We start from the raw sequence: 18516 nt of genomic DNA, 5'->3' as shown, positions 1-18516 counted from the left end.
CCCAAATAATTAAATGCATGGAAATTATACCAAAAAAGGGGTTTAAAGGTTTAGTTGAAAATTGGCAAAGTGATTTAATAGCAGCGGTAAGTGTCTCACTAATTGCTTTACCTCTTTCATTAGGTATTGCTTTAGCCGCGGGTGCACCCGCTATGTCAGGTATCATTTCGGCAATTGTTGGTGGAGTTATAACCACACTTTATAGGGGTGGGCATATCTCGGTTAACGGACCTGCTAAAGGAGTAATTGCGGTCATCCTTTTGGGTATTGCATTAATGGACGATGGTTCAGGGCAAGCCTTTAATTATGTTTTGGCAGCGGTGGTTGTTTCAGGTGCCATTCAAGTTGTATTGGGGGTATTGAAATTGGGTCGACTAGCTGACATCTTCCATTCTTCAGTGATTCACGGTATTTTGGCGGCCATCGGGATCATCATTTTTGCCAAGCAAATACATGTTGCCTTGGGTACACATTCTGATAGTCCGAGCATCATACAAAACCTCATTGATGCGGTTGTACTCTTACCTCAAGCGAATCCTTTTGTGGTGATTATCGCTCTCGTAGGCTTACTGTTATTATTGTTTCATTCTAAAATTAGTTATCGCTTTTTCCATTTTTTGCCTGCGCCAATGTGGGTCATAGCACTTTCTATTCCCTTTGTTTATTTTTTCAATTTCTTTGAGCAACATACCCTTTCATTCTTTGGAAAGGCCTATGAGGTTGGACCCAAATTGTTGTTGGACATTCCTGATAATATTATGGATTCTATAATGCATCCTAATTTTGGTAAAATTAATACCATTGAATTCTGGACAACCGTATTATCCATTTTTATTATAACAAGTATTGAATCATTGGCCATTGCAAAAGCAGTGGACAAAATTGATCCTTATAAACGAAAGACTGATTTGAATAAGGATTTGACAGGAATTGGATTGAGTACAATAGCCGCTGGTTTGATTGGAGGATTGCCAATTATTGCTGTGATTATAAGAAGTACGGTCAATATTCATAATGGTGCAAAGACAAAGTGGTCTAATATGTATCAAGGCCTGCTTTTGTTACTTTTTATTGTAGTATTGAGCCCAATAATGAGGCAAGTACCGTTATGTGCTTTTGCTATTTTACTGGTTTATACAGGTTTTAAATTAGCTTCACCTGCTGTCTTTAAACAGGCGTATAGTCAGGGAACCGAGCAACTAATTTTCTTTGTTGGCACGATGGTTTTGACCCTATATACAAATCTGTTAATTGGATTGCTCGGCGGATTATTTTTAGCCATGATCAGTCACATGCTGTTGGCTAGGGTGTCTATCCCTCAATTTTTTAAAATGGTTTATAGGTCAGGTTCAGATTTGATTGCGAAACCGGATGGTAGTTACGATTTAAAAATCAAAGGGATTGCGAATTTTTTAGGCATTTTAAAAATCGATAAGCTAGTGGCTCAAATTCCTTCTGGGGCCGATGTCAATATTGATTTGTCAGAAACAAGATTGGTCGGCATGACCTATATGGATTACTTGGTGGATTACTTAAAAATACAAAAGAACACAGGTGGTAACGTCATCATAAATGGATTGGATTCACATGTTTCATCATCTAGTCATAATAGAGCTTTAAAAATTTCTTTAAACAATTCTGCCACAAAATTATCTCCGAGACAAAATCGATTACAAAATTTGGCAAATGAAAAAGATTACCAATACGCGAATCAAGTAGATTGGGACACGAAGTACTTGAAGAATTTTCACTTTTTTGAAATTAGACCTATCGAACGCAAATCAAATTGCCTCAAGGGAACATTTAAAGGGTTGGATGTGTCTTGGGAAATTTCTGATGTAACTTTCAGTGAGGGGGCAGCTTTTACGGCCGAAACCTTTAATACAACCCTAATGATCTTAAAATTGAATAGAAAAATACCCATTTTCACAATGGAAAAAGAAGGTGTGCTTGAAAAATTATTTGACCGAGTAATGGCCTATACTGGTTATAAGGATATTGATTTTGAGATGTATCCAGATTTTTCTAAAAAATTCCTGCTTATGGGAAATAAAGAGTCTGAAATTCGCTCATTTTTTACAGATGACGTAATTCGCTTTTTCGAAAATCATCAGATTTATCATTTAGAAAGCAATGGTGAGGCATTGGTCATTTTTGATAAAATCAAATTGGCTAGAACTGATGAAACCATTGCTTTTATAGATTATGGTAGAGAATTAGCTTCTCTCTTAAATGAGGTGAAATAGAGAGACAACGTTGAAAAACAAACGCTAACAAGTGGTAGATTATATCATCTGCTGAAACGTATACAAGATACCTTTAAAAGATTTCTTCACTCATTGCTTATTCTTAATTTGCAACGAATAAATAGCGTCTATGAAACTATACCCCATAGAAACAGGAAATTTCAAACTCGATGGCGGCGCCATGTTCGGAGTGGTGCCTAAAACACTTTGGCAAAGAACAAATTCGGCAGATTCTAATAATATGATTGATATGGCAGCCCGGTGCTTGCTGATTGAAGATGGCAATCGGCTCATTTTAATCGATACTGGTTTAGGCAACAAACAATCGGAGAAGTTCTTTAGTTATTATTATCAATGGGGCGAACATACTTTAGACAAGTCCCTTGCTAAAGTAGGTTTTCATCGTGATGATATTACCGATGTCTTTATGACCCATTTGCATTTTGACCATTGCGGAGGATCTATCGAATGGAACAAAGACCGAACTGGGTATCAACCCGCTTTTAAAAATGCTACCTTCTGGACAAACGAAAACCATTGGCATTGGGCAACTGAGCCTAATGTTCGTGAAAAGGCGTCTTTTTTAAAAGAGAATCTTTTGCCGATGCATGAAAGTGGGCAATTAAAATTTATTTCCCGAAAAGATACTCCCCTGGTTAAGAATTCTGAGTTGGGTTTTGATATTTTATTTGTTGATGGGCATACTGAAAAAATGATGCTCCCGCAGATTAATTATAAAGGTAAAACGATAGTGTTTGTGGCAGATTTAGTCCCTACGGCTGGGCATATTCCTGTACCCTATGTTATGGGTTATGACACGCGGCCTTTATTAACAATGAATGAAAAAGCCGCCTTTCTTGAAGGTGCCGCCACCCAAGATTATCTTTTATTCTTCGAGCATGATGCCTATAATGAAATTTGTAACTTGCGAAAAACTGAAAAAGGAATCCGCTTAAATGAAATTTTTACCTTCGATGAGCTTTTTTCTTGAAGCATCAAAAATGAAATGATCCCATTTTTGGCACACTTTTTTCTTGAAGAGAACTTCTAGAACTATATATCAACAAAAATATTCCCTATGAAACAATTATTTTCTAAATCTAACATTGCCATCTTGATTTCGATAGTATTTATGGGCTGTGGAGCGACAACATTAGTATTAACTCCGATTGAAAATATTGATACTTCTCCCATAAAGATAGCTGACCTAACCGATGTTCAGAAAAAAAATTGGGGGCACTTAGATTTAGTAACGGACACTATACCCGGCATGAGTGTTGACAAGGCATATCGAGTTATTGTAGGCAATAAAAAGGGGCAAAAAGTTATTGTTGCTGTATTGGACTCTGGAATGGACCTTAAACATGAAGATCTTGATGATGTCCTTTGGACAAACAAAGGAGAGCGACCAGGAGATGGTAAGGACAACGACAATAACGGCTACATTGATGATATTCATGGCTATAATTTTGTTGGTGAAGCCTACAATGAGCAATTAGAAGCTGCTCGTATCGTTAGACTGAAGCTAGGAGATGCTGCCTTACAGGCAAAAGCTAAAGCTGCAGTAGATGCCGGATATGCCAAAGCCGTTCAAAACAAACAGCAATATGAACAGATTTTGCAGGCGGTAAAAAGTGCTGATGCCGCAGTCAAAAAGCAATTGGGTAAAAATGACTACTCAAAAAAAGATGTAACTGGCATCAAATCTGATGACCCGGCAATGCAACAACACGTAAACGTCTTAATGCAAATGTATACGTTCAAAGATACCATTCCAGAAGTTCTTGAAGATTTGAATAATGGAATCAAACACTTCACTCAACAGGCCAATTATAATTATAATGTAAATTTTGACGGCAGAAAATTAGTCGGCGATAATCCTTATGATTTTAATGATAGAAGTTATGGCAATGGGAATCCTCAAAATGCCACAGAAGATGAAAGCCATGCTACTCATGTAGCAGGCATAATCGCTGCCGAACGAAATAATGGAAAAGGTGCTAATGGTGTTGCTAATAATGTCGCAATTATGAGCGTTCGCACTACACCTAGAGGAGATGAATATGACAAAGATGTTGCTCTTGGCATAAGATATGCCGTTGACAATGGAGCAAAAATCATCAATGCTAGTTTTGGAAAGGCATTTTCTCCAAAAGCCGAATGGGTATACGAAGCCATAAAATATGCGGCTTCAAAAGATGTGCTTATTGTAACGGGCGCTGGAAATGATGGAAATGATATTGATAATCCAAATAATCCAAACTACCCGAATGACCATGCAAATAGTGGTACTGAAATCTCGGATAATATGATTAACGTTGGAGCTCTCGAACCCAAGTATGGTTCATCAATGATAGCAGATTATTCAAATTATGGGAAAAAGAACGTAGATGTTTTCGCTCCAGGTTCTGCTATTTATTCAACATTGCCTAATAATAAATATGGGTTTGAGCAAGGCACATCAATGGCATCTCCAGCAGTTGCCGGAGTTGCAGCTTTGATTCGGTCACAATTCCCAAAACTTACTGCTTCCCAGGTTAAAAAAATCATTATAGAATCCGGCTTGCCCGTAAAAGCAAAAGTTGTATTGGGTGGTGATACCGGTAAGATTACAAGCTTGGATGAAATATCGACTTCAGGCAAAATTGTGAACGCCTATAATGCACTAATTATGGCACAAAGTGTAAATTCAGGCAAAATAAAATTATAGTATACCATGCAGTATAAAAAATTAAATTCTCGTATTCTCTGTCTAATTTTCTTTGGGTTTATTGGGCAAGTTGAGGCTCAAAACACTTCCAATTATTGGCAACAGCATGTGGACTATTCCATGGAAGTCGATATGAACGTTGAGAACTTCCAATATACAGGAACCCAAAAATTAGTGTACACCAATAATTCTCCAGATGAAATAACACGCGTTTATTATCATTTATATTTCAACGCTTTTCAGCCTGGTAGTGAAATGGATATGCGACTCCAAAATATAGCTGACCCTGATGGAAGAATGACAACTCCTGAAAAGAAAAGTCGAATTGCTTCTCTTACCGAAACTGAAATTGGTTATTTACATCCTATATCATTAAAACAAGATGGCCAAGATGTTAAGTTCAATGAGGAAGGCACTGTTTTGGTAGTTGACTTAGTAAAACCAATTCCTGCTGGTGCCAAAACCACTTTTGATATGGAATTCAAAGGTCAAGTGCCCGTTCAAATTCGACGTTCAGGGCGAAACAACAAAGATGGTGTTGCACTTTCTATGAGTCAATGGTATCCTAAGTTAGCGGAATATGATTTTGAAGGTTGGCATGCAGACCCCTACATAGCCCGTGAATTTCACGGAGTTTGGGGTGATTTCGATGTAAAATTGACCATCGATAAAAACTATATTGTTGGTGGAACAGGGTATCTTCAAAACCCTCAAGAAATAGGTCATGGTTATGAAGTACCAGGCACGAAAGTGAAAAAGCAAAGAGGCAAGACCTTAACATGGCATTTTAAAGCGCCGATGGTACATGATTTTATGTGGGCTGCAGACCCTGAATATGTTCATGACACCTTGCAAATGGAAGATGGGCCAACACTGCATTTCCTTTATAAAAATGACTCTATTTACAGGGATACATGGACCAAAGTACAGCCCTTGACAGAAAAGGCGATGCGTTTTTTCAATAAGAATATTGGAGAGTATCCGTACAAACAATACTCTGTTATTCAAGGTGGTGATGGTGGAATGGAATATGCCATGGCGACTCTAATCACTGGCGGTGATAAGTCTGGAAGTGTCATTGGCACTATGATTCATGAACTTGCGCACTCATGGTTCCAACATATTTTAGCGACCAACGAAGCCAAGCACGAATGGATGGATGAAGGATTTACCTCTTTTGTTTCTGCCCTTTGCAGCAATGAAATTCGGGAACAGAACAAAAGAAACCCTTTCGAAAGGTCTTACAATAGCTATTTCAATTTAGTGGCTTCAGGTAACGAACAACCTCAAACGACACATGCTGATCGTTATGAATCAAATAGACCCTATGGTAGTTCCGCGTATAGTAAAGGATCTGTCTTTTTGTCTCAATTGGGGTATGTTATTGGCCAAGATAAGCTTATGGAAGCCCTTCAAAAGTATTACACTGATTTCAAATTTAAGCATCCTGTACCCAATGATATTAAGAGAAGTGCGGAGAAGGTTTCAGGAATGGAATTAGACTGGTATTTAATGGATTGGACGCAAACCACTAATACCATCGATTACGGAATCAAAGAAGTGGTTGCGGATGGAGAAAAAACAAAAATCAGCATGGAGCGTCTAGGATTAATGCCAATGCCCATAGATGTTTTAGTCGTTTATAATGATGGAACTCAAGAAACCTTTTATGCTCCTTTGCGAATGATGCGTGGTGAAAAGGAGAATCCATATTCACAGTTGAAAAGAACCGTTTTAGAAGATTGGGCTTGGGCAAATCCATCCTATGGTTTTAGTGTGGATCGTCCTTTAGAAGATATTAAAGCGATTATGATTGACCCATCTCAATTGATGGCGGATGTGAATCAAAATAATAATATTTGGCAGCCGACGCCAATGCCGAAGAATTAGCGCATGGGATTATCCTTCCCAAAAAAAGAAAAACTCAAAAGTAAAAAGTTAATTGACCAGCTTTTTGTTGAAGGGAAAAGTGTATCAAACTATCCTATAAAACTCATTTACCTAAAAACTGAACTTCCTTTTGATGTTCCTGTTCAGGCCGGATTTACGGTTCCAAAGAAAAACTTCAAAAGTGCCGTAAAACGCAACCGCATCAAACGTTTGATGCGTGAAAGTTATCGGCTAAACAAAGCACTTGTTTTTAACAATAGTAAGGGCTCTTTTGCGTTTCTATTTTTATACCTTGGTAAAGAGATGCCTGATTACTCTCTTGTGGAGAAAAATTTGAAGGCAGCACTTCATAAATTCAAAAAGAAAATCGAAGATGAATAAATTGCTCAAAAAGAAAGTCATAATTCCCGTTTTCGCAATAGTGATATTGATAACCGGAAGTAGTTTTAAAGGAGACTTCTTCGAAATTGCCAAGCAAATCGAAATTTTCACGACGCTGTTCAAGGAATTGAATATGAATTATGTAGATGAGACCAATCCAGCTGAATTGATGGATACCGCTATAAAAAATATGCTCGATGAGTTGGACCCTTATACGAAGTTCTTAAACGAACAGGATGTTGAGGCATACAAAATAAACAATGCTGGAGAATACTCCGGAATTGGCGCAACAGTCCGTTCGTACAAAGACAAATTAGTGATTATCGAACCGTATAAAGATTATCCTGCGGACAAAGCAGGACTTAAGGCTGGTGATGAAATTGTAAAAATTGGAGACATCCACATTGCCGATTTCGACGACAACGGAAGCGAGCTTTTAAAAGGTGCAAACAACACATCTGTCAAAGTAACATTCAAAAGGCAGGGCGAAGCCAAAACGGCAACGATTACTAGAGCTGGTGTTGAGGTTGATGCCGTTCCTTTTTATAAAATGGTGGACGACAAAACTGGATACATTGTTTTGGCCAAGTTCAACGCAAAAGCTTCAAATCAAACTAAAGCGGCTCTTGTTGATTTAAAAGGGAAGGGTGCTGAAAAAATCATCTTAGACCTTCGTGGCAACCCTGGCGGATTGCTTTCTGAAGCTATCAATGTTACCAACCTGTTTATCGATAAAGGCGAACTTATCGTAACCACAAAATCAAAGGTCAAAAAATTCAATCGTGAATACAAAACCAAGAATAAAGCTGTTGATACTGAAATTCCATTAGTAGTTTTGGTTAACGGAAGCAGTGCTTCGGCTAGTGAAATCGTTTCTGGAAGTTTGCAAGATTTGGACCGCGCCGTGGTAATGGGAGCTCGGAGTTTTGGAAAAGGCCTAGTTCAACGACCTCTTCGGTTGACCTATGGAACTCAATTAAAAGTTACTATCTCAAGATATTTTACGCCCTCAGGAAGATGTATTCAATCTTTAGATTATTGGAACAGAGACGAAAACAACAACGCAGTTCGCAATACAACTTTTAACGAATTCACAACTAGAAACGGAAGAAAAGTTGAAGATGGTGGTGGAGTATTACCTGATATCGAAGTTGAAGCCGTTAAAGCCAATCCACTAACTACAGCTCTGTTGAACAACAACGTGATATTTGATTTTGCCACCAATTACTATTACGAAAACAAAATCACTGAAATTAGTGATTTCAATTTTTCGGACACCGATTTTCAAAATTTCAAAACCTTCGTTTCACAAAGTGATTTCTCATTTGAAACGAAAACCGAAAAATCCATTAAAGAGGCAATGACCAACAAAGAAGATGTCATCTTCAATGCAGCTGTGGAACAAGATTTCAAAACGCTACTGTTGGATATTGAAAAAAGTAAAACTGCTGCTTTAACAACCCATCAAAAAGAAATTCAGAGCAAGTTAGAAGATGAAATCGTAAAGCGCTATTTCTATCGCGAGGGACTTTTCGAATACTATTTGAAAAACGATGACGCAATCTTAGCGGCAACAGAGCTTTTAGGAAATACCTCGAAATACGAAGGGATTTTAAAATAAATTTACCACGTATACTCGGGTGGCTCAACGCCATTCATTCGCAAATAAAGATTCGACTTCGCGCGATGATTTGCCAAATGGTCTTGCGTAAAAAAAAGTGCAAATGCCCGACTTACTATGTTTCCACTATGATACATCTTACAAGTCTCATCTAACTGTTCTTGTTCCACTGTCATGATTATTTGTTTTGTATACTCAAAACTTTCCATCATCATTTCTAAGATTTCAACCTTTGTAAATTTGGAAGCGTCGGGTGTATTTGGTTTAACATCCATTCCTAAAACATATCTATTAGTAATCAACTTGTTTGCAGCGGCAATATGCACCATTTGTTCGGCAAAAGTTTTACTAACCTCAGTGGGTTTATAGCCGTATTTTTCTTCAGGCATTGCTTTCGCAACATCCATGCAATGTTCAGTTGCTTCAATCCAAACAGGCAGGTACATTTTCGTAAATGCTGTTTTGGGGATTGTGTCATTTTGAGAAGATGCTATTTGTACACAACAAACTGCTAATAGTATGGTAAAAACCTTTTTCATAATCTTATCTTTAAGTAGTCAATATATGATGCCATAATGTCTAAAATTATTTTCAATAAAGCTAATTTACTGCTCAATGCCAAAGCGACCTTAGGCGAAGGACCGGTTTGGGATTGGAAAAAACAACAGTTATTTTGGGTTGATATCGAAGCATGTAAATTACATTCACACAATCCATCAAACGGAAAAAATCAAGAATGGGCCTTTGATGAAATGATAGGTGCTGCAGTTCCAACAACATCTGGAAAAATGCTGTTGGCTTTGGAATCGGGATTGGCGACTTTCGATTTGGAAAAGGGAAAATTAATCCGGCATTACTTACTTGAAAATAATGATTCGTCGATGCGCTTTAATGATGGTAAAGTAGGTCCGAATGGAGATTTCTGGATTGGTAGTATGCATAAAAAATTCATTCAAAAAACAGGAAATCTGTACTGTGTAGCTCCAAATTTTGAAACCTCAATCAAAATTCCAAAAACCACCATTTCGAATGGAATGGCTTGGACATCCGACCATAAAAAATTCTATTTTATAGATTCTCCCACACATCAAATCCGCTCCTATAATTTTAATGTGGTTACTAGTCAACTCTCCAATAATGAGATTACAATTAAAATTCCTGAGAGTTTTGGCTTGCCCGATGGAATGTGCATAGACACTGAAGACATGCTTTGGATTGCTCATTGGGGGGGGAGTTGTGTTCGTCGTTGGAACCCAAAAACCGGTCAGGTGATGGAACAAATTAATGTCTCTGTACCGCATGTAACATCTTGTTGTTTTGGTGGAGAAGATTTTAAGACTTTGTATATTACAACTGCAAGAAGCGGCTTAAGTGATGAGCAAGTCAAGAAATTCCCGCTTAGCGGTGGATTATTCACATACCGCGCAAAAGTAGTGGGAAAACAAATAACCTATTTTAAAAATTGATGTCTTACAAGGGAATAAAAGATAAGGTCGCAATCGTAACCGGTGCAGGTGAAGGCATTGGTTATGCTGTGGCTCAACTTTTGGCTGCCAACGGTGCAAAAGTTGTTTTAAATGATATTGATGGCAACAAGGCAAATCAAACAGCAAGCAAAATCAATCTTATCGATCCTGACATGTGCTTACCATTTGCTGGTGATGCAGGTAAGGTATCTGTAATTAATGAAATGGTTGATTTCGCACTTTCCAATTTCGGGAAGGTAAACTTCGTTGTTCCGAATGCTGGAATTACGCTTTTCGGAGATTTTTTAGAATTCACTCCAGATTCATTTCAAAAGGTAATCGACCTCAACTTACAAGGTGCTTTCTTTTTAGCCCAAAGAGCTGCGAAAGAAATGATTAAGCGAGGTGACCGCGGTAGTATGGTTTTCATGTCTTCTCAAGTTGGCATTCAGGCTTATCAACATTTAACGGCTTACGGTATGACAAAGGCAGCCCTGCGCATGATGGCCAAAAATCTGGCTTACGTGCTGGGCAAACATAAAATCACGGTAAATACCGTGGCTCCAGGAGCGACCTTAACAGAGCGTACGGCGAAAGAGCAGCCTAATTATGAGGGTATTTGGGGGAAATTAAATCCGAATGAACGCGTAGGAACACCCGAAGATATTGCTAAAACAGTTCTTTTTCTTCTCTCCGAGGATGCCTCACATATCAATGGACAAACAATTCCCGTAGATGGCGGATGGACGGTCGGCGGAAAATACCCTGAGGATTTATAATATGCTCTTCAATAAAATACACCATATAGCAATCATTTGTTCCGATTATGAAAAATCAAAACATTTCTATGTGAACGTTTTGGGTTTGGAAGTTATTAAAGAAACCTATCGAGCTGCCCGCGAATCCTATAAATTGGATTTAGCGTTAAACGGGAATTACATCATCGAATTGTTTTCCTTTCCAAATCCGCCGAAAAGACCATCGCGCCCCGAAGCGCAAGGTCTACGGCATCTGGCTTTTGAAGTGGATGATATTGAGGTGGTTATCTCAAATCTAAAGGAAAAAGATATTGCTGTAGAACCTATTCGAACAGATGAACTTACAGGTAAACGATTTACATTTTTCAGTGATCCAGATGATTTGCCCCTTGAGCTTTACGAAAAATAAAATGACTTATTCATAAACGCAGGAGTTGTTATCCGCTTTTATGTAATGTTTTTTAAAGTTTTTTGCCTTAGGATTCATACAGCCTTTTAAATTTTTGATTTTAATATTTCGGAAATCAATAGGTTGACCTTCGCTTTGAAGTGCGATAAAACCTTCTTTAAGCAATTTGCCGCTTTTATTCATCTCTGGTCGCGCGCCTTTAACCACTCCAGTGCGACCTAATTGGGGCCTGGTATACTCTAACACAGTTTCTCCATTAATAAGGTGTGTTACCAACGAATCGCCTCTAACAATCAATTCTGCTTTCACCCATTGGTCACCGAAATAGGTTTTTGAGGAGGAGTTGATGCAGTGCCTGGGGTCAATCTTACCTTCAAACTCGACATCGGTGCCTGGGGAGCACATGTTTCCGGTGGGGCGTTCTTTGCCTTCTTCAATTCCCGCTAAAAATTGTATTTCCACGGATATCGGCCAGTTTTGTTCTTTCAGCATCTTTTTAGGATCTTCTGAATGATACATCACCCCACTGTTTTTTACGACGTAAATCGGGGAGCCAGGATGCACATCTCCGACAAAACGATATTCAAGAGACAAATGGAAATAAGAAAAAGGTTTATGATAGTACAAATGTGCAAAACGGTCATTAAAATCGCCTTCGTACTTATCGTAACGTACTTTAATAATACTGTCTTCTACGCGAAAAGTGTCGCCATAGTTATCCCCAACTTCATAATGGTGGATTTTTGTTGTCCACCCTTCAAGGTTTTCTTCATTAAAAAGTGTTTTCCAATCATCTTCATTTTGGGCCAAGCAATTCGTACTTGTACCTAATAGTAAAAGTGCCGTGGTAATGATATTTCTAATGGCTTTCATAGCTCAGATTTGGTTAGATTAGACTTTAAAATACACCTTGTGTTTGTCTAGAAAATAGGTGATATACCAGAAAATGAACAGGACAAAAAGTGAGTTGATTACCATAATCAAATTCTCGGAAAGCCCTAATGGAGCTAAAAGCCCTTCTGTCCAAATTTTTCCAAAATCGCGAAACCATTGAACACCTACTGTTTCTGCAAAGAGGTAAATAAAAATAGAGTTTGTACCCACTACAGAGAAGATTTTGAGCCATTTAAAATGGTTGTTTTTTACATCAATTGCCCAATAAAATAGTGTTAAGGTTAATATTGCAAACCCTCCTGATGCCAATGTAAACGAAGAAGTGGCTATTCTTTTAATGATTGGGGTTATGTTGAGCCAATCCATGGCAAAGCCTAATATCAAAATAGCACTTCCCCAAATCAAAAAGGGTTTTATTTTCTCTTTAGCATGAGTATTTGATAATAAAATCTGTCCGCAAATCACACCCCAAATCGTATGCGCCGCTGTAGGAATAAAGTTGATGAATACCCAATAGCCGTCATTTTCAAGTCTCATAACCAACATGTCAATATAAGAACCAAAGCTTTCATGGCCCTGTGCATATGGTGCTTCAGGATTATAAACACGATACAGAACCTCCGTCAAAACCAGTAAACCTATTGAAACTGCAATCTGTACTTTATGGGGAAGGTTCATTAGGGCATAGGCAATCAAAATGGTGAAAGCCAATTGCACCAATACGTTCCAAAGCTCCCAAACTAAGGCGTGGCTATAAACACAATGCAATAGAACTCCAAAGGCAAAAAGTAAAAAGCAACGTCGGAGAATATGCTTCGTAGCAGCACTCCTGCTTCCGGAAGCTAATCGCTTTCTAAGGGAAAAAGGCATCGCAACGCCAACGATAAACATAAAAAAGGGCTGTATTAAGTCCCAGAATCGAAGTCCATTCCAAGGATGATGATGTAATTGATGGGCCAGACCTGAAAAAGCCGTTCCTTCAGTCAACTCCGTGAAATTGTGATGAAAACCTGCCGCTTCCGCTATTAATAAGAACATGGTTAGTCCGCGAAATACATCCAAAGAAAAAAGGCGCTTGGAAACGTTTGCTGCAAGTTGTGACATGGAAAAAGGTTAATTGGTTATGCTGCATCAATTTAAGCAATAATCCGTCAATCGTGACAAACCCTTTGAATCATAAGTTTCAAAATGAATTTTTCTTTACCTTTCATATGAATTAAACGTCAGACCTATGATATCAGAAGAACAAAAACTATTCTTTGAACAAGAAGGATATTTGGTGTTTGAAAATTTGATTTCTAAATCGGACGTGGACTATTACAGCAATATGTACAACTCGTTTCTGGATAATAGTATCGATGCCTCCAGGTATCGTTCCGACCTTTCAGGTGGCGATGAGAAAAAAGAAAAAATCACACAGATAATGGTACCCAGTAAACTGGTTCCGGAGTTATTGCAGAAACCCATTCATCAAAAGTCGTTGGAAATAGCAAAAATTTTAATGGGAGATGATATTGAACTTGATTTTGACATGCTTATCAACAAAGCGCCAAACACAAACACGATTACACCTTGGCATCAAGATGCAGCTTATTGGATAGATATGCCTGACAAACGTGCGGCAAGTTGTTGGGTGGCCATTGACCATGCATATAGGGAAAATGGATGCATGTGGTATACTCCTAAATCGCATCTTTCCCCTATTCTCCCCCATGTTCAAATCGGTAACAAAGGGGCTTTGAAATGTGAAGGAACTGAAGAAAACTCAGTTTTTATTGAACTTCAACCAGGTTCATGTGTGTTTCATCAAGGAGGTACTTTACATTATAGCCGCGGAAATTCTACTGATAATAACCGACGTGCCCTAATTACCAATTTTAGACCCAAAGCCATGATTGATTTAGAGCGCGCTCAAGGAGTGGATCACACAGGCGAAAGGGAAGTCAAAAACTAAACATAATAATTATGAACGATTTCTTCGGGGTTTGTCTTTTGTTTGTTTTTGTGATTTTACCCATTTCAGCCCAAGAAACCAATGACTATTCTTGGCACAATCCTTTAGAAAGTCTTGACCAAATTGACGGTCAAGGTTGGTCAGATATCGGTTATAATCGTTTGCCGGACGCAGCCGAAAATGTTGTGAGAAAACCTGTTTGGTCACTTTCTAGACATGCGGCAGGACTCGCTATCCGATTTAAAACGGATGCTGATAGCCTGCAAATAGAATATGAGGTTGATGGAAATCACGCCATGAACCACATGCCAGCCACGGGAGTAAGCGGAGTTGATTTGTATGGAAAAAATGAAGCCAATGAATGGTTATGGTATCGAGGTGATAGAACATTCGGAGATACCGTTCAATTTCATTTCAAAACTGAAAAAAGCCCAAAAGGTGGTCGGGAATATCAATTGTACCTTCCACTTTACAACAATTGTAAAAACCTTAGAATTGGAATCCCGAAAGGAAGTAAAATCAAATTTCTTCCGCAGCGAAAAGAAAAACCAATCGTAGTTTATGGAACGTCCATTGCGCAAGGCGCATGCGCCTCAAGACCTGGTATGGCATGGACCAACATTTTAGGTCGAAAGTTGGATTGTCCTGTGGTCAACTTAGGTTTTTCAGGGAATGGTCGATTGGAACAGGAAGTGCTCAAATTTGTTGCTGAGGTAGATGCTATGGTTTATGTTCTTGATTGTCTACCAAATTTGAGTCCAAATGAGGAGCGGACCGAAGAAGAAATCAAAAAACGTCTGCGAACCAGCATTCGACATATCCGAACCAAAAGACCAAATGCTCGAATTTTACTGACTCACCATGCTGGCTATAGTGATGGAGATGTTGATAGTTCTCGAAAGAAGGTTTATGAAACCTTAAATCGCTGGACAAGTGAAGTTTTTATTGATTTTCAACGCTCAAAAATTAGAAATTTATACCTGCTTCCTAAAAGCAAAATCAATCTTTCAAATGATGCTTTTGTTGATGGTACACATCCTACCGATTTAGGAATGGAACAATATGCAAAGGCCTATGAAGAAGCATTGTCAAACCTTCTCAGAAGGTATTAGAATCAACAAATAATGTCAAAAACCCTGTTTTACAAAATCCACAATTTTCTTAAAAAATCCATAGGTGTTCTTGTTTTGCTTTCTATTTTAATTAACTGTCACGAGAATACCAAAAAACCCGTTCTAGAGAATAAGACTGTTAACATTCTATCTAAACCTTCGGCCGAAAGTGGCGTTTCTTTAATTGTTCTAGGGACCGTTCAAGATGCAGGCTCTCCACACATTGCCTGTAAAAAAGAATGTTGTGCTGATTTGTTTGAAAATCCTAATCCGAATAGAAAGGTGGTTTCGCTTGGGTTTCTTGACCATGATAATAAACAAACCTTTCTTTTCGATGCTACCCCAGATATATCCGAACAAGTAAAACTATTAAAAAGAAATGCCTCTTGGGATGCTGAAGAACTACCTAACGGCATTTTCTTAACTCATGCCCATATTGGGCATTATTCTGGACTCATGTATTTGGGTAAAGAAGCAACCAATGCCAATGCCATTCCGACCTATGTAATGCCCAAAATGAAAGATTTTTTGGAACAAAACGGACCATGGAGTCAGTTGGTTTTTCAAAAGAATATTGATTTGCATCCTATTGACAATAAAACTGTTCTTTCGTTAACCTCTAATTTAAAAGTGATTCCATTACAAGTACCTCATCGTGATGAATTCTCGGAAACCGTTGGTTATAAAATCATTGGTCCAAACAAAAGTATTCTGTTCATTCCCGATATTGACAAATGGGAGAAATGGGAAACCAATATTACAGATGTTATAAAAACAGTAGATTACGCTTTTTTAGACGCTAGTTTTTATGATGGCGACGAACTAAATACAAGGGATGTTTCGCAAATTCCACATCCGTTTGTTATTGAGAGCATGGCATTGTTTGAAGAACTCCCCGAACCTGAAAAATCAAAAATTTATTTTATCCACTTTAATCATACCAACAGTTTGTTGGATTTCGATAGCAAGCAGTCCAAAACTGTTTTGAAAAACGGATTCAACATTGCTAAATTCAATCAAATATTCAATTTATAAACATGATAAAATCGTGCCGGTTATCAATACCCTTTGTTTTGCTTTTCCTTGGGTGGCAATCTATTGCTCAAGATAATCAATGGACCATAGTTTCGTCTACAGAAATCGAACGCGTCTTTGATGGAAGCACATCTCAAGCCTATTCAGACAATATCGAAATGGCGGGCAAACGTGTTGCAGGAATCGTTTCCTATGCTATTGATTCTTTGGGTAAGCTGGCTATTGACCGTCAGGTGTTCTTTCCACAATTGCATCCTTTTATCAAAGAAAATGACCCAAGTTGGTATGTATATCGTTCCTATTTAAAAGACACCTATTCTGACGCGATTCTTCCAAATCTTTTTGTTGGGGATAAGCAGTTTGCTCCCGGGCCAGTTCAAAAAGTTGTAATTAATGGAATGTTGCACTTTAAACACCTTCCTTCAACATCAGGTATAGTTTTAAAGCGCTCTTTTCTCCCATCAAGTTCAGAACGTTTGTTCTTAGAAAAATTGACCCTTATCAATGCTGGCCAAGAGACTATTTCTTTTCAAGCAAAAAATAGAGCCCTTGAATACAAAACTCTTGGAACTGATGGTGAATTCATCACATTAATTTCTTCAGATGCACCTTCTGAATTTACTCTAGAGCCCAAAGGTTCTATCACTTTTTCAGTTCGTATTGCTGCCGTCTTAAATAACGAAAAAACTCCATCCAAATCAGCAAAAGAAACTTATTATGAACGTAAAGCTTTCTTGAAACAAATGTCAGGTTCTTTGAATCTAGAAACACCTAACCCTATTTTGAACACCCTATTTGAGTTTTCAAAAATCAGAGCTTCTGAAAGTATTTTTGAGTCCAAATTAGGACTGATTCACTCACCTGGAGGAGGTCGTTACTACGTCGGTATTTGGGCCAACGACCAAGCAGAATATGTAAGTCCATTTTTTCCATATTTGGGATATAGCACTGGGGACGAATCGGCTATGAATATGTATCGCGCTTTTGCCAAAATGACAAATCCTGAATATACCAAGCTTCCCTACGCTTTTGAAGTTGAAGGGCTTCCGCCGCCTTCACCTCTAGACAGAGGTGATGCAGCCATGATAGCTTATGGTGCGAGTCAATTTGCGTTAGCCACTGGAGATAAAAAAGTCGCCAATGAATTATGGCCACTAATAAGCTGGTGTTTAGAATACAGCAATAGACAATTGAACAAAGAAGGTGTTGTAAAATCAGAATCTGATGAGATGGAAGGTCGTGTTGAAACTGGTACTGCCAATTTATCTACCTCAGCATTATATTATGGGGCTTTACGACACGCCACGGATTTAGGAAGGTCTATTGGGAAATCAAAATCTACATTGAAAAGATATCAAAGACAATCGAAAGCTCTTAAAAAAGCGATTGAAAACTATTTCGGAGCAAATATAGAAGGATTGGAAACCTATCGTTACTACGACGGACACAAAACCCTTCGTCACTGGATCTGCATGCCGCTAGTAGTTGGCATAAATGACAGAAAAGACGATACTATTAAAGCCTTATTCGAGCGCCTCTGGTCTGGCAACGGCGTACATGTAGAAAAGAATAATCCCAATCCTGAAGTTTCTGAAATTTTTTGGGACCGTGGGACGCTCTATGCCCTTCGCGGAACACTACTTGCGGGAGCCACAGAAGTTTCTCTTAATAAACTAGAAGAGTTTTCGAAAGAACGTTTACTGGGAGCAAGAGTTCCTTATGTTGTTGAAGCTTTTCCTGAAGGAAGCATGGCACATTTATCTGCGGAGAGTGGATTGTATGCCCGAGTATTTGTTGAAGGAATGTTTGGTATTAATCCGACCGGGTTAAATAGTTTTACCGTCATGCCGAGATTACCAAAAGGTTGGGATAAAATGGCACTTCGCAATATCAAGGCCTTTAGACAAAATTTTGATGTTGAAATAGAGCGAAATGGTGAAATGGCAACCATTCGAATAGTTGATAATACTAATGGGAAAACTCTTCTTGAAACTTCGTCAAACCTAGATATGCCTATTTCTTATACCTTCAAATAGTAAA

General features: G+C 38.4%; 16 protein-coding genes. 13 read left to right on the top strand and 3 right to left on the bottom strand.

Annotation, left to right across the window (positions count from 1 at the left end; translation table 11 throughout):
• Positions 1 to 17: 17 nt before the first annotated feature.
• The 6 genes from FEE95_RS06200 to FEE95_RS06175 all read left to right on the top strand — a co-directional run bounded on the left by FEE95_RS06200 (position 18) and on the right by FEE95_RS06175 (position 8848).
• Entirely contained in the window at positions 18 to 2246 is a 2229-nt protein-coding gene (locus FEE95_RS06200) for a SulP family inorganic anion transporter (RefSeq protein WP_138656954.1), read from the top strand.
• Positions 2247 to 2376: 130 nt separating this feature from the next.
• Entirely contained in the window at positions 2377 to 3237 is an 861-nt protein-coding gene (locus tag FEE95_RS06195; protein ID WP_138656953.1) for an MBL fold metallo-hydrolase, read from the top strand.
• A gap of 87 nt (positions 3238 to 3324) precedes the next feature.
• Entirely contained in the window at positions 3325 to 4956 is a 1632-nt protein-coding gene (locus tag FEE95_RS06190; protein WP_138656952.1) for a S8 family serine peptidase, read from the top strand.
• Positions 4957 to 4962: 6 nt separating this feature from the next.
• Positions 4963 to 6846, top strand: a complete 1884-nt coding sequence (locus FEE95_RS06185) for a M1 family metallopeptidase (protein ID WP_138656951.1) — start codon at positions 4963 to 4965, stop codon at positions 6844 to 6846.
• A gap of 3 nt (positions 6847 to 6849) precedes the next feature.
• Complete coding sequence (gene rnpA, locus FEE95_RS06180) at positions 6850 to 7227, top strand: ribonuclease P protein component (RefSeq protein ID WP_138656950.1); 378 nt, start codon at positions 6850 to 6852, stop codon at positions 7225 to 7227.
• Positions 7220 to 8848, top strand: a complete 1629-nt coding sequence (locus tag FEE95_RS06175; protein ID WP_138656949.1) for a S41 family peptidase — start codon at positions 7220 to 7222, stop codon at positions 8846 to 8848. Before rnpA ends, FEE95_RS06175 begins: the two co-directional genes overlap by 8 nt.
• Before the next feature lie 2 nt (positions 8849 to 8850).
• On the opposite strand, the gene FEE95_RS06170 is transcribed toward FEE95_RS06175, so the two are convergent.
• The gene (locus FEE95_RS06170) at positions 8851 to 9387 is read right to left on the bottom strand and encodes a DinB family protein (protein ID WP_138656948.1); all 537 of its coding nucleotides are present in this window, start codon (positions 9385 to 9387) and stop codon (positions 8851 to 8853) included.
• 36 nt (positions 9388 to 9423) lie between these two features.
• On the opposite strand from FEE95_RS06170, the gene FEE95_RS06165 reads away from it, so the two are divergent.
• The 3 genes from FEE95_RS06165 to gloA2 are packed head-to-tail and all read left to right on the top strand — an operon-like array spanning position 9424 to position 11481.
• The gene (locus tag FEE95_RS06165) at positions 9424 to 10314 is read left to right on the top strand and encodes an SMP-30/gluconolactonase/LRE family protein (RefSeq protein ID WP_138656947.1); all 891 of its coding nucleotides are present in this window, start codon (positions 9424 to 9426) and stop codon (positions 10312 to 10314) included.
• The gene (locus FEE95_RS06160) at positions 10314 to 11093 is read left to right on the top strand and encodes an SDR family NAD(P)-dependent oxidoreductase (RefSeq protein ID WP_138656946.1); all 780 of its coding nucleotides are present in this window, start codon (positions 10314 to 10316) and stop codon (positions 11091 to 11093) included. Before FEE95_RS06165 ends, FEE95_RS06160 begins: the two co-directional genes overlap by 1 nt.
• Entirely contained in the window at positions 11050 to 11481 is a 432-nt protein-coding gene (gloA2, locus tag FEE95_RS06155; RefSeq protein ID WP_238474506.1) for an SMU1112c/YaeR family gloxylase I-like metalloprotein, read from the top strand. The genes FEE95_RS06160 and gloA2 overlap by 44 nt, the downstream gene beginning before the upstream one ends.
• Positions 11482 to 11487: 6 nt before the next feature.
• On the opposite strand, the gene FEE95_RS06150 is transcribed toward gloA2, so the two are convergent.
• On the bottom strand, positions 11488 to 12354 hold the full coding sequence (locus FEE95_RS06150) for a 3-keto-disaccharide hydrolase (protein WP_138656945.1): 867 nt from the start codon (positions 12352 to 12354) through the stop codon (positions 11488 to 11490).
• 18 nt (positions 12355 to 12372) lie between these two features.
• Complete coding sequence (locus FEE95_RS06145) at positions 12373 to 13479, bottom strand: acyltransferase family protein (RefSeq protein WP_138656944.1); 1107 nt, start codon at positions 13477 to 13479, stop codon at positions 12373 to 12375.
• 127 nt (positions 13480 to 13606) lie between these two features.
• Between FEE95_RS06145 and FEE95_RS06140 the strand changes: the two genes are divergently transcribed.
• The 4 genes from FEE95_RS06140 to FEE95_RS06125 are packed head-to-tail and all read left to right on the top strand — an operon-like array spanning position 13607 to position 18512.
• On the top strand, positions 13607 to 14329 hold the full coding sequence (locus FEE95_RS06140) for a phytanoyl-CoA dioxygenase family protein (protein WP_138656943.1): 723 nt from the start codon (positions 13607 to 13609) through the stop codon (positions 14327 to 14329).
• An 11-nt stretch (positions 14330 to 14340) separates the two neighbouring features.
• Positions 14341 to 15441 (top strand): SGNH/GDSL hydrolase family protein, encoded by a 1101-nt coding sequence (locus FEE95_RS06135; RefSeq protein ID WP_138656942.1) that lies wholly within the window; start codon positions 14341 to 14343, stop codon positions 15439 to 15441.
• Positions 15442 to 15453: 12 nt separating this feature from the next.
• Entirely contained in the window at positions 15454 to 16476 is a 1023-nt protein-coding gene (locus FEE95_RS06130) for an MBL fold metallo-hydrolase (RefSeq protein WP_138656941.1), read from the top strand.
• A gap of 2 nt (positions 16477 to 16478) precedes the next feature.
• A complete protein-coding gene (locus tag FEE95_RS06125) occupies positions 16479 to 18512 on the top strand; it encodes a six-hairpin glycosidase-like protein (RefSeq protein WP_138656940.1) in 2034 nt (677 codons plus the stop codon).
• Positions 18513 to 18516 lie beyond the last annotated feature (4 nt).

This window comes from Maribacter algarum (ex Zhang et al. 2020), from assembly GCF_005885635.1.
GTDB classification, from domain to species: Bacteria; Bacteroidota; Bacteroidia; order Flavobacteriales; family Flavobacteriaceae; genus Maribacter_C; species Maribacter_C algarum.
Note: the sequence above shows the minus strand (reverse complement) of the source record. Positions and strands in the feature narration are given on the sequence as shown.

Bases quoted from the DNA above. Each gene is read 5' to 3' on its own strand.
- FEE95_RS06200 (WP_138656954.1), top strand. From the start codon at position 18: ATGGAAATTATACCAAAAAAGGGGTTTAAAGGTTTAGTTGAAAATTGG.
- FEE95_RS06195 (WP_138656953.1), top strand. From the start codon at position 2,377: ATGAAACTATACCCCATAGAAACAGGAAATTTCAAACTCGATGGCGGC.
- FEE95_RS06190 (WP_138656952.1), top strand. From the start codon at position 3,325: ATGAAACAATTATTTTCTAAATCTAACATTGCCATCTTGATTTCGATA.
- FEE95_RS06185 (WP_138656951.1), top strand. From the start codon at position 4,963: ATGCAGTATAAAAAATTAAATTCTCGTATTCTCTGTCTAATTTTCTTT.
- rnpA (WP_138656950.1), top strand. From the start codon at position 6,850: ATGGGATTATCCTTCCCAAAAAAAGAAAAACTCAAAAGTAAAAAGTTA.
- FEE95_RS06175 (WP_138656949.1), top strand. From the start codon at position 7,220: ATGAATAAATTGCTCAAAAAGAAAGTCATAATTCCCGTTTTCGCAATA.
- FEE95_RS06170 (WP_138656948.1), bottom strand. From the start codon at position 9,387: ATGAAAAAGGTTTTTACCATACTATTAGCAGTTTGTTGTGTACAAATA.
- FEE95_RS06165 (WP_138656947.1), top strand. From the start codon at position 9,424: ATGTCTAAAATTATTTTCAATAAAGCTAATTTACTGCTCAATGCCAAA.
- FEE95_RS06160 (WP_138656946.1), top strand. From the start codon at position 10,314: ATGTCTTACAAGGGAATAAAAGATAAGGTCGCAATCGTAACCGGTGCA.
- gloA2 (WP_238474506.1), top strand. From the start codon at position 11,050: ATGGCGGATGGACGGTCGGCGGAAAATACCCTGAGGATTTATAATATG.
- FEE95_RS06150 (WP_138656945.1), bottom strand. From the start codon at position 12,354: ATGAAAGCCATTAGAAATATCATTACCACGGCACTTTTACTATTAGGT.
- FEE95_RS06145 (WP_138656944.1), bottom strand. From the start codon at position 13,479: ATGTCACAACTTGCAGCAAACGTTTCCAAGCGCCTTTTTTCTTTGGAT.
- FEE95_RS06140 (WP_138656943.1), top strand. From the start codon at position 13,607: ATGATATCAGAAGAACAAAAACTATTCTTTGAACAAGAAGGATATTTG.
- FEE95_RS06135 (WP_138656942.1), top strand. From the start codon at position 14,341: ATGAACGATTTCTTCGGGGTTTGTCTTTTGTTTGTTTTTGTGATTTTA.
- FEE95_RS06130 (WP_138656941.1), top strand. From the start codon at position 15,454: ATGTCAAAAACCCTGTTTTACAAAATCCACAATTTTCTTAAAAAATCC.
- FEE95_RS06125 (WP_138656940.1), top strand. From the start codon at position 16,479: ATGATAAAATCGTGCCGGTTATCAATACCCTTTGTTTTGCTTTTCCTT.